Source organism: Vagococcus bubulae (genome assembly GCF_003950315.1).
Taxonomy (GTDB): Bacteria; Bacillota; Bacilli; order Lactobacillales; family Vagococcaceae; genus Vagococcus; species Vagococcus bubulae.
On record NZ_NGJT01000039.1, the window covers coordinates 1 to 11,984 of the forward strand.

An 11,984-nucleotide genomic window follows, 5' to 3' on the forward strand; every position below is an offset into this window, starting at 1 on the left:
CACCTGGGGTACCTTCTCCGCTAACCGTTGTATCCCCTTCGGTTGGTTGAGTAATTGTTGGTTTATGTGAATCAGGAGTCCCGATATCTTCTGCTTCGCCACCATCTACTCCGCCAACAATCGCTGTAGTTGGGGTACCTTGATGTTCACCTATAGTTGGGGTCGCGGTAATCACATCACCTAATGTTACGTTTGGATTTTCCACTTTATAATGGCCATCTTTATCCACTATAACTTGACCAAGGGTTTCACCTTTTTGATTTTTCAGAATCACCGTATCACCTGGTGTTCCTTTACCTGTTAACTCTTTGTCGCCAACTTTTACTGGGTTAATGTTAACAGTATGGGCATTCGGATTAAATTTAACCGTTGTTTTGCCATCTGTTCCTTGATTGTCACCTGTCATTGGTGTGGCAGTTAAAGTTTCATCTACCACTAATGGGCGATTAACTGTAATGTTAAATGTCTTATCTTTACCAACAGTGCCTGTTCCAAGTTCTTTACCGTCTTTATCTTTAATGATAATGGTGTCACCTGGTTTACCTGTTCCACTAACTGTTGTATCAGTTTCTTTTGGTTGTTTCAACTCAACAGTATGTTCATTTTGATTATAAGGTTTTTCTTGTACAATAGTTTCAATTGTTTCCCCTTCATCATCACCTGTTTTTGGAGTTACCTTTATAATTTCGCCTTTTATTAAAGATCTATTAATTTTAATATTATATTCTTTATTTTCGCCAACTATACCAGTACCAAGAACTTTATTATCTCTATCCCTTATAATGACGCTATCTTTTGGTATCCCTGTTCCATCTACGAAGTTATTTCCTTCAATTAATTTATTAACATTAATAGTATGGCTAAGTGCCACTTTAACATTTAAAATATCCACTTTACTTTTATCGTAATGAGCTTGAACATTTTCAGCAGTAGTGGCACTATCAATAGCATGTTTACCATCAGTTAAATACTTTGCTACTTCTTCTTTAGCTTTATTTTTTGAATTATCTGTAGCATGTTGAGTATTAGCAATCTCTTGATTTTTTTCTTTAGCAATATTTTCTAATGCTTTTTTAGCTGCTTCTTGATTAGCTTGAAAAGCTTCATCATATATTTTTGTTACAGCTTTTTCTATAGATTGAACGTAAGCCTCATTTTCCTCTTCTGTCTTTTTAAACCCATCTAAAGATTTCGTCACAGTGTTAAATATTTCTGTATTATATTCTTTTTTTTGCGCTACAGTTAAAAAAGTTAATAAATCAACTGAATTTTGTTTATCATTTCCAAATTTCACCAATTCATTCACGTATTGTGATTGTATTGGTGTATAACTCTCAATTTTTGTATCATCATCTATAATATATGCAGGTGACGTAAGAAAACTGTTTTTTACCTTTCCATTCGTTATATTATAAACATCATATAAATCACCTTCATTTTTTACATTAAACTCCATTCTTATTTTATTATCGTCAATAATAGTCATCTTACCTTCTAGTTTCTCATAAGGTTTTATATTGTCAGATAGATGCAATTTAACAGGAGAAAAACTTTTAATGGATACATAAACATCATCAACAGTTCCTGTTTTACCTTGAAAACTTCCATTAAAAACAAGGTCTAATACTAATTTTTTATTGGTATTTTTTACAATATTAAAAGTTGGCTTTTCTAATTTTATCTCTTTTACGGTCGATTCATTTTTATTACTTGATGCTACAGACTCAATTGTTTGTGTTTCTGGTACCATCTCCATGATGGCATTCACACCGAAAATTGTTGTCACAGCACAAGCAAACACCCACACTTTTTTCACTTTTTTCATTTTAAATCTATCTACTTTAGTTATTGGCTTTTGATCTAATTGGTGTTTCATACGATTGATTTGATAGTTACGATTGTCTTTATTCACATTCATTCCCCCATTTTTCATATTAAACAACATTTAAACTTATAAATATGAATTTTTTGTTAAATAATTATATATTATTATCAAATTTTACATATTATAATCACAAAACAACAAATTTATACATATATAAGTCTATTTATAGCAAGTATAGTATCTTTCATGAATAACTTCCAATATTCAGATACTAAAACAACACAAAAATATATTATATATGTATATTTCGAACAAAAAAAGAGAATCAATCACTTCTAATGTTCATTTCAATCAAATTAAATACTGTTTAATTAAAACTGATTAAACTAAACTAAATTTTATCGCAACAAAAAAAGACAAAAAGTCTAACAAACAGTTATTGAAACTATTCGCTAAATTTTTGTCTTTAATTATTTACTTGCTTGTGTTTTCCTTATAAATGAACGTGGTACTTTAGATTTAAACACCATTTTCTTTCCAGTAGTGGGATGATTAAATACTAATGTTGTAGCATGCAAGCCTAAGCGCTTCAATGGATTGCTTGTTGCACCATACTTTTTATCACCAACAATAGGATGACCAATACTTTCCATATGAACTCGAATTTGGTTTTTTCGACCGGTTTCAAGTGCGACTTCTAGTAAACTATAATCGCTATTTTGTCGCGTTACTTTATAGTGCGTAACCGCTTTTTTCCCACCATTGTCATTCGGACTTGAATAGACTTTAAATGTTTTACTTTCAGTTAACCAAGAAGTAATCGTGCCATTTTCTTTTTTTACTTTACCTTCAACTAATGCCGTGTACAGTCTTTCTTGAACAGACTCTTTCCAACTATCTTGTAAGGCATGTTTAACAGATTCTTTTTTGGCAAATAACATGATACCAGATGTATCCTTATCTAATCTATGTACAATGAACACTCGATTTTTAGGATGGTCTCTTTTCACATAACCCATTAGTTGATTATGTGCTGTGGGTTCATTTCCTTTATCTGTTGCAACTGATAATAACCCTGCTTCCTTATCAATCACAATAATATCATCATCTTCATAAACAACTGTTAAGCCTATTAACGCTTTTTCTTTCATCAAAGATTCATTGCTTTGAATACTTACTACATCACCACTTGTTAATTTATAATTGTGTTTTGTTGTCGGAGTATTATTTACCTCAACTTGCCCTCTAGTTAAAATAGATTTTACCGCATTACGACTTTTATTAATGTGTGTCAATAGAAATGGTAACAACTCATCATCTTGTTCGACAGTAAAACGAGTACTTTGAAAACTTTTTGGTTTTGTTTGTTTTGACATTGGCTTTTTTTTCATTATCTACCTTACTCTTTCTTTGTTACATAATATTCTTCATTCATCATCTTACTACAATCAGTAACAAATAAACAAGGTTGAAAATAGTTATTCGTCATCTCTTCTGTAATGTAATTTCACTAATTCTGTCACAAATAAAGGTAGCACGGATAATACAATCACTATTATCCAATGGATTGGTGCTAGTGGTACTAAGAATAATGCATCACGTAAAAATGGAACTAACGTTAATACTGTTAAAATAGATAGTGACAATAAAATCATTTGGAACATTTTTTTATTTGAAGTAAACCCTATACTAAAAATAGATTGACTACTACGGCAATTAAAAGCATGAATGACTGAAGAATAACCAATAATTAAGAAAATCATTGTTTGGGCCACATCATGGCTTGCTCCTATTTGACTAGATAGGTTAACAAAACGGCCTAAATAATAACCAAATAAGGATATCATTGTGAACATCACGCCATTCCAACCAATCCACTTACCTAATCCATCAGCAAAAATACTTTGATTTTTAGAAATAGGTTTTTGACTCATGAAGCCTTCTTCTGGCTTTTCAACTGCAAATGTAAATCCTGGTAACCCATCGGCAACAACATTAATAATCAATAAGTGAATCGCCATAACAGGAGCTCCCCAACCAAATAGAATGGCTAATGTAAGAATAAACACTTCTGAAATGTTTGCGGTTAATAAAAAATTGATTGCTTTCCTAATATTAGCATACGCTGTACGTCCTTCTTCTACCGCATCAATAATGGTCGCAAAATTATCATCTGTTAAAATCATGTCTGAAGCACCTTTAGCAACTTCTGTTCCTGATATTCCCATAGCACAACCAACATCAGAAGCATTTAGTGCAGGTGCATCATTGACACCATCACCTGTCATTGCGACGACTTCTCCTCTAGCTTGCCACGCTTTAACAATTCTAATTTTATCTTCAGGACTCACCCTAGCGTACACATTATAATTCACAACTGCTTCCTTTAGTTCCTCATCTGTTAGCATTGACAAGTCTTCACCACTTAACGCCTCAGTATCTGATTTTAAAATACCTAATTCTTTGGCAATGGCAGAGGCTGTCACAATATGATCACCTGTAATCATAATTGTACGAATTCCTGCTTTTTTTGCCCGCTCAATAGCTGCTTTACTTTCAGGTCTTGGCGGATCAATTATCCCTATCAAGCCTAGTAAGGTTAAATCTTTTTCTAGTTCTGCTTCATCTAAAACATCTGGTAATTCATCGTAATACTTAAATGCCACCGTAATCACGCGCATCCCTTTTTTACCGAAGCGACGATTTATTGTTGCAGCTTGTTTAAAATCACCATCTTTACATAAAGGAACAATATGATCAAATGAGCCTTTTGTTATGGATACATAATGGTCCCCATTTTTATGGACAGTTGTCATCATCTTTTTAGTTGAGTTAAATGGAATTTCAACAATCCTTGGTTTTTCTATATCGTATTCTTCTTTTTTAATATCATTATCATCTAATACTTTGACAATCGCCTGTTCTGTCGCGTCACCAATAATCTCTTCAACACCGTCTTCTGTTTCTTGTATGGTTGCATTAGAACATAAACTTGCCATTTTAATGACATTCATTGCGCCATCAGTCATGCTATTTTCAACATCAATGATATTAAATCCATCTGTCCATACTTCTTTAGCTGTCATTTTATTTTGAGTGAGTGTTCCTGTTTTATCAGAACAAATAATGGAGGCACTACCCAACGTTTCTACTGCAGGGATTTTACGAATAATCGCATGCCGTTTAACCATTTTTTGTACTGAAACGGATAGAGTCACCGTAACAATGACCATCAACGTCTCTGGAATAGCTGCAACTGCAAGAGACACTGCCGTCATAAACATTTCTAACATTGGCTCTCCTTGTAATAAGCCAATAATAAATACAACAAATGCTGCGGCAAGAGCTAGATAACTGATTTTTTTTCCTAATACATTTAAGCGGTTTTGAAGTGGAGTTTTTTCATTTGTTTCTGAAGATAATAATGAGGCAATTTTTCCCATCTCTGTGTGCATACCTGTTTCAGTGACAATAGCTAATCCTCTACCAGTATTAACTAAGCAACCAGAATACACCATATTTTCTCTATCACCTAAACTGACGTCTTCTTTAAATGTTGTTTGACTATTTTTTTCAGAAGATAAACTCTCACCAGTTAAAGGCGACTCATCAATACTTAATTCATTACTTTCTAATAACCTCGCATCTGCAGAAACAACATCACCTGTTTCAAGTTCAATGATATCACCTGGAACTAGTTCACTAGATTCAACGATTTGTTTTGTTCCATTACGAATAACTGTACTAGTCTGTTTTGTTAAAGCTTGTAATGACTCAAGGGATTTTTCGGCATTTCTTTCTTGATTTGCTCCTAAAAAAGCATTTAAGATAACGATTAAAATGATAATCGCCCCTTCTAAGAAGTGTCCATCTGGTTGGGAGATGTTGATGGTAATGGAAATGATTGCTGCCACCAACAAAATAATCGTTGTAACATCTAGTGAATGATAAATAATTTTCTTTAAAAACGATTCTTTCTTCTGTTTTTCAAACGAATTATCGCCATATTCTTGCCTCGATTTTTCAACCTGTTCTGTACTTAAGCCTTCTTCTTGTTTTACATGATATTTGTTAAGTAATTCTTGAGATGACTGTTGGTAGTTATCTTTCAAATCTTATCCTCCTCATATTATATGTCATGTCTTTATTTTTGATTTGGTTTTAGAAATGTCTTTATGAATGGTTTAATCAGGGGAATTAATTATGATATGGGTGTATGGGGAATGTCATGAATGGATATATAGATAAATGAGATGTTGTACTCTTTTTCTCCTTCCGTTTTTTTATTTAATATACCTATAACACTAGCACATATTTCAAAAAATGTTAAAAAATATAATATAATATATTTTTTCTAAATACCGATATAACATTTTATTTTTTTATTTTTGATTTTCAAATCTTCTCTACTATCTGATATATCAATTCATTGTACCTTTTGATTTCACATTAATAAAAAATGATAAAATAACTAATTAATTTCATTTTAATTTAATGAAAACTTGAAAGACTATTTCAAATGTGCGAATAGTTTATTCTAATGTTATAATAAACACATCAATTTGAAAGGAATGAGTGACGTGGAAAAATTTTTATTAGGCTCATATACAAGAAGAATTAGTGAAGGAATTTATGAAATATCTTTAGATACACAGAAAAAACAACTTGTTCACTTAACACACTTAATCAATGAAGATAATCCAACTTACTTGGATGTGTCAGATAACGACGTTTTATATTCCGTAGCAAAAGAAGGCAATCTAGGTGGAGTCGCTAGCTACAAAACAGAAGAAAATGGAGAATATACGTTAATCAATCGCGTCATGGTAGAAGGGGCTCCTCCTTGTTATGTCGCTGTTGATAATAAACGTGGTGTAGTCTATGGCGCAAATTATCATCAAGGAATTTTATATTCTTATACTATTGCCGAGGACGGTTCTGTAGCCTTGGCTGATAAAATTCAAGATAATGGTCATGGTCCTCATGAAAATCAGGAAGGACCTCATGTTCATTATGCCGATTTAACACCTGATGACCGTTTAGTTGTGTGTGATTTAGGAAATGACACAGTCTATACCTATGATGTCGACAATAATGGTAAATTAACTGAAGTAGCTAAATTTATTGCTACTCCTGGCACTGGACCTCGTCATCTTGTATTTCATCCAACAAAACCAATCGCTTATTTATTCGGTGAATTATCAAGCGATGTGATTGTTTTAGATTACGATGTTGCAACTGGTAGCTTTAAAGCAAGCCAAACCATTTCAACTTTACCTGAAACTCATACTGAATTTAACGGTGGGGCTGCTATTCGTATTTCAAAAGATGGTAAATTCTTATATGCATCTAATAGGGGACATAATTCACTTGTGGTTTATGAAGTATCAGAAGATGGTAAAACACTAAACACATTACAGTGGATTTCAGTGGAGGGAGATTTCCCACGTGACTTTAACCTATCAAAAAATGAAGACTTTATTGTCGTAGCAAATCAAAATTCAGATAACTTAACTCTGTTTGAAAGAAACAAAGAAACTGGCTTACTGACTCTTTTACAAAAAGATGTCTTTGCTCCTGAAGTTGTGTGTGTAAAAAACAAATAAATAAAAGATGAGGTTATTCAGTTTATTGGATAACCTCATCTCTTTTATTCTTTGATTAATTTCAATTTCCCTTTACCAACTGCATACATTGATCCACCAAATAGTATACTTGCAATAAACCACACACATACATTAAACCATTTTAATTCAATGGGCTCATTTAGTATAAGTGGAAATAAAAATTCCATCCAGGCGAACATGAAAATTCCCCAGTTAATGCCTGATAAAATGGCACTTTTTTTAATTTTACTCAATTCTTTTTTATAGTTATCTTCATCAAATACTTCTGTTTGAAGGACATCAAATTTCTTTGTTTTTACTAAAATATAATAAGAATTCAATTGCTGAATTAAAAATAAAAAGATTGTTCCTAATGACACAGTATGATGCCAAGCATCCCATATAAAACTAATCATCATACAAACCGTGAGTAAAATAAATGTCATCATATTGGCATCTGCCAATATTTTATAAATCATCTTTTGTTGGTACTCATCTCTGTCATCAATGTAACCAACAAAATGTTTAAGTAATTTTTGTTCTATATTTTTCATTTTTATTCCTCACCTTCTACGTTCCAAAACAATGTATTCAAATCTGTTTGAAGTTCTTTTGCTATATTTATACATAATTCTAACGATGGATTATATGTTGTATTTTCAATCAAATTAATTGTCTGACGAGCCACTCCAACACGCTTTGCCAGCTCAGCTTGTGATAATCCTTGTTGCTTGCGATGTTCTTTTATTCGGTTCATAGTTCCCTCTCTATAAAATGACATATATATATGACTAAATTTACTATAATTCTCTACACCCTTTTTGTCAAAAATATATGACATTCCCTAAAAAATAATATAAAAATGCCCCTTATAAAAATAAGAGGCTCTCTGCTTATAATGAAATTAATATCCTAAATCTAAATCCACAACATTTTTTAATACTTCATGTTTCATAAATCTCATTAAATTGTCCGTTAAAATAGTAAAAGCTCGGTCATTATATTTATCCGTTGCGCCAGATATATGAGGGGTGATTAATACATTTTTTAATCCCCACAACTCACTATCTTTTGGTAAAGGTTCTTCTTCAAAAACATCCAGTGCCGCAAACGCAATTTTTTCTGTCTTAATATGAGAAATCAAATCGCTCGTATTAACTGAAGTACCACGTCCCATGTTGATAAATATCACGCCTTTTTTCATATTAGAAAATAGACAATCATTAAAATAGTGATACGTTTCTGTTGTCCCAGGCATTAAATTAATCACAATATCCATTGTGCTTAACTTACTTTGCCCATCCTGATAATTAAACGTTTGTGTAAAATGTTCCACCTGTCTTCCACTTCGATTAATTCCAAAGACATCACAGCCAAACACTTGTAACGTTTTTGCTAATTGTTTGGCAATGTTCCCTGTACCAAAAATCAGCACTCGTTTATCAACTAAGTCTGTTCCTTTATTTGCTACACCCCATTCTCGTTTTTCCTGTTTCAAAATAGACTCGCGAATATTTCTAGTGTAGCTAAACAGCATTCCTAGAACACTTTCAGTCATTTGATGCCCATGGATACCACTTGTTGTTGTCACTATAATATTTCGTTTAGCCAATTCTTCTAATGGCAAATAATTCACTCCCGCTGAAAGAGTTTGTATCCATTTTAAAGAGGAAAAATGAGTTAATGATGGTAGAGTGTCAGACCATCCATAGATAATAGTAACTTTGCCGCTATCAGCTCTATCAAACATCTCAATTGGCACCACTTGATTAATGGAAAATGTTGTTTGTAGATAAGACCGTTGTGTTTCTGTTAACTCAACACAAGTCAATAAAAAATGAGTCACTATAATCACTCCTTAATCACTTAATTTAACAATTTCTATCAATGTTTTTGCAACAGTTTCCATCGATTCTAAGGTAATAAATTCATATTGACCATGAAAATTTTCCCCACCTGTAAAAATGTTTGGTGTAGGCACACCCATAAATGATATTTTAGAGCCATCTGTCCCACCTCTGAAAGGGGTAATAATTGGTTCAATATTTAACTGTTTCATTGCTTTGACAGCAACATCAACACTTCTCATATCTTGTTCTATAATGTCTTTCATATTATAGTATTGATCAACTAATTGAAGAGAAATTCTTGGACGATCAAACGTCTCATTCATTTCATCAACAAGACGTGTCATATAGTCTTTTCTCTCAGCAAAACGAGCTTTATCATGATCTCGAATAATATAAGTCATTGTCGCTGAATCAATGCTTCCCTCTAAATCATGAAGTAGATAAAAGCCTTCATAGCCTCGTGTTTTTTCTGGTACATCCAATTGAGGGAGTTGTGCATCTATATTCATTGCCACTTTTAATGCATTAACCATCATGCCATATGCTGTTCCTGGATGAACGCTTGTCCCATCTATCGTTAATATAGCTTGAGCTGCATTAAACGTTTCATACTCAAAATGTCCAATACGTCCACTATCAATAGTATAAGCATAGTCCACTGGAAAATAAGACACATCAAAATAGTCTGCTCCTGTCCCAATTTCTTCATCAGGACCAAAAGCAACATAAATATCACCATGATCACTCTCTGGGTGACTAATGAAATAGTCCAACATTTCTAATATCTCCACAATTCCTGCCTTATCATCTGCACCTAAGAGAGTTGTTCCATCTGTTGTAATTAATGTTTCGCCTTTATAATCTTTTAAATTAGGAAACTCACTAACTTTCATAATAATATTCTTTTCTTTATTCAATACCACATCACCACCATCATAATTAGAAAAGACGTGTGGTGTGATATTTTCAGCATTATAATCAGCTGTATCTAAATGTGCAATAAATCCAACTGACGTCATCTTTTTATCACTATTTTTAGGTAATTTGGCTGTTAAAAACCCATTTTTTTCATTATAAAAAATACTATCTAATCCCATTTTTTCTAATTCTTGTTTTAATAGTAAGGCAAATTCTACTTGAGAATAAGTGGTTGGGATGGTACTACTACTTGCATCTGATCGTGTATTTAATTTGACGTATGTAATAAAACGCTCTAATAATTTTGACATCTTCATCACTCCTATATAATATTAGATATTAACAAAAAAGCACCTTAAACTAGGTGCCTATACTTTATTCATCTTCTTCATTTTTATTTGATTTTTTCTTTTTATATAATAAAAATCCAACAACTACGATTAAAGCAATCCCTATATAGGGTAACCAATTCATTATTACTTCGCCTGTTTGAGGTAACATAAGATACGCCTCCTTTGTAAGTCTTTTAACATTAACCTATCTATTGCCTAATTATAACAAAAGATGAGACATTTTTACATAATTGTTATAACAATTATCTGATTAAACAGTTATTTTTGTATAAACACTATAAAAAAAGTGAATATTTTTATTCTTTATACAATTATTCAAAAATACTTGAATATTAAATGCATACACACTATAATAAATCACATGATAAAAAAGAAAGGAGTTTTGTAATGAAACACTCACTAAATAAAAGGTTAATGCTATTATTTACATTAATTATTGGAGTACTAACAACTATATTACCATTACATACATTTGCAGAAGAAGATGCTATTTTAAAAGGAATTAAAGATAAAGGGGTACTAACTGTTGGGTTATCTGCTGACTATGCCCCATATGAATTTCATGCCACAGTTGACGGAAAAGATAAAGTCGTTGGGACGGATATTTTAATTGCCCAAAAAATTGCAGATGATATGGGTGTAAAGTTAAAAGTTGAAGAATATGGTTTTGATGCCTTAATCGGTGCCTTAAAAACTGGAAAAATTGATTTAATTATTTCAGGTATGTCTCCCTCTCCGGAACGTTTAAAAGAAGTTGATTTTTCCGATCCTTATATGACCGTTCAACAAAAAGTTGTTATCAGAAAAGAAGACCAAGATAAATTTAAAACAGTCGATGATTTTAATGGACTTAAAGTAGGAGCACAAGTTCAATCGATGCAAGAAGAACTAGCTAATAATGAGTTACATGCTAATACCGTCTCTTTACAACAAGTACCTGATATTATTTTACAGCTCCAACAAAAGAAAATTGATGCAGCTGTGATTGAAGAACCGGTTGCTGAAGCCTATTTGACACAAGATGACTCATTAATGTTTGCTGATGTTAAACTAGATAATGCTAACAAAGGAACGGCAATTGCCTTACAAAAAAATGCACCAGATTTTTTAAATTTAGTTAATACATCTATCAAAGAAATCAATGACAAAGATTTAATGAAAGAATACAAAAAAGAAGTTATTCCTTACATGTTCCAAGATGAATCGTTTATGAAAAAATACGCTCCTTACTATATTAAAGGGACTGGTTACACCATTTTCTTAGCCCTTATTGGCGTATTATGCGGAAGTGTGTTAGGAACATTGCTTGCTTTAATGAAATTATCTAAAAATAAACTATTCAAAGGTATTGCTGTTGTCTACATTGAATATGTTCGTGGGACACCTTTACTTGTTCAAATCTTTTTAGTGTTCTTTGGACTCAATGTAATCG

Annotated in this window: 10 protein-coding genes; 2 read left to right on the forward strand and 8 right to left on the reverse strand. The window is 32.2% G+C overall.

Annotated elements, in window-relative coordinates; genetic code table 11:
* From CBF36_RS11745 to CBF36_RS11755, 3 genes are all read right to left on the reverse strand, one after another.
* On the reverse strand, positions 1-1,912 hold a 1,912-nt coding region (locus tag CBF36_RS11745), incomplete at its 3' end, for an Ig-like domain-containing protein (RefSeq protein ID WP_165865473.1).
* A 383-nt stretch (positions 1,913-2,295) separates the two neighbouring features.
* On the reverse strand, positions 2,296-3,216 hold the full coding sequence (locus CBF36_RS11750) for an RluA family pseudouridine synthase (protein WP_125958566.1): 921 nt from the start codon (positions 3,214-3,216) through the stop codon (positions 2,296-2,298).
* Between the two features lie 87 nt (positions 3,217-3,303).
* Positions 3,304-5,937 (reverse strand): cation-translocating P-type ATPase, encoded by a 2,634-nt coding sequence (locus CBF36_RS11755; RefSeq protein WP_125958567.1) that lies wholly within the window; start codon positions 5,935-5,937, stop codon positions 3,304-3,306.
* A gap of 468 nt (positions 5,938-6,405) precedes the next feature.
* On the opposite strand from CBF36_RS11755, the gene CBF36_RS11760 reads away from it, so the two are divergent.
* Positions 6,406-7,431 (forward strand): lactonase family protein, encoded by a 1,026-nt coding sequence (locus CBF36_RS11760; RefSeq protein ID WP_463673927.1) that lies wholly within the window; start codon positions 6,406-6,408, stop codon positions 7,429-7,431.
* Between the two features lie 44 nt (positions 7,432-7,475).
* Here the strand turns inward: CBF36_RS11760 and CBF36_RS11765 are convergent, their stop codons facing one another.
* From CBF36_RS11765 to CBF36_RS11785, 5 genes are all read right to left on the reverse strand, one after another.
* Positions 7,476-7,985, reverse strand: a complete 510-nt coding sequence (locus tag CBF36_RS11765; RefSeq protein WP_125958569.1) for a DUF3278 domain-containing protein — start codon at positions 7,983-7,985, stop codon at positions 7,476-7,478.
* 2 nt (positions 7,986-7,987) lie between these two features.
* Positions 7,988-8,188 carry a helix-turn-helix transcriptional regulator gene (locus tag CBF36_RS11770; protein ID WP_125958570.1) on the reverse strand — a complete coding sequence of 67 codons (201 nt, stop codon included), beginning with the start codon at positions 8,186-8,188 and terminating at the stop codon, positions 7,988-7,990.
* Between the two features lie 147 nt (positions 8,189-8,335).
* Positions 8,336-9,277, reverse strand: coding sequence for an NAD(P)-dependent oxidoreductase (locus CBF36_RS11775; RefSeq protein WP_125958571.1), 942 nt, complete (start codon positions 9,275-9,277; stop codon positions 8,336-8,338).
* A 12-nt stretch (positions 9,278-9,289) separates the two neighbouring features.
* Positions 9,290-10,510 carry a peptidase T gene (gene pepT / locus CBF36_RS11780; protein ID WP_125958572.1) on the reverse strand — a complete coding sequence of 407 codons (1,221 nt, stop codon included), beginning with the start codon at positions 10,508-10,510 and terminating at the stop codon, positions 9,290-9,292.
* A gap of 64 nt (positions 10,511-10,574) precedes the next feature.
* Positions 10,575-10,700: an LPXTG cell wall anchor domain-containing protein gene (locus tag CBF36_RS11785; RefSeq protein ID WP_125958573.1), complete on the reverse strand. Its 126-nt coding sequence runs from the start codon at positions 10,698-10,700 to the stop codon at positions 10,575-10,577.
* A 239-nt stretch (positions 10,701-10,939) separates the two neighbouring features.
* Between CBF36_RS11785 and CBF36_RS11790 the strand changes: the two genes are divergently transcribed.
* Positions 10,940-11,984 (forward strand): ABC transporter permease subunit (locus tag CBF36_RS11790; RefSeq protein WP_125958574.1); only part of this gene is annotated, 1,045 nt, incomplete at its 3' end.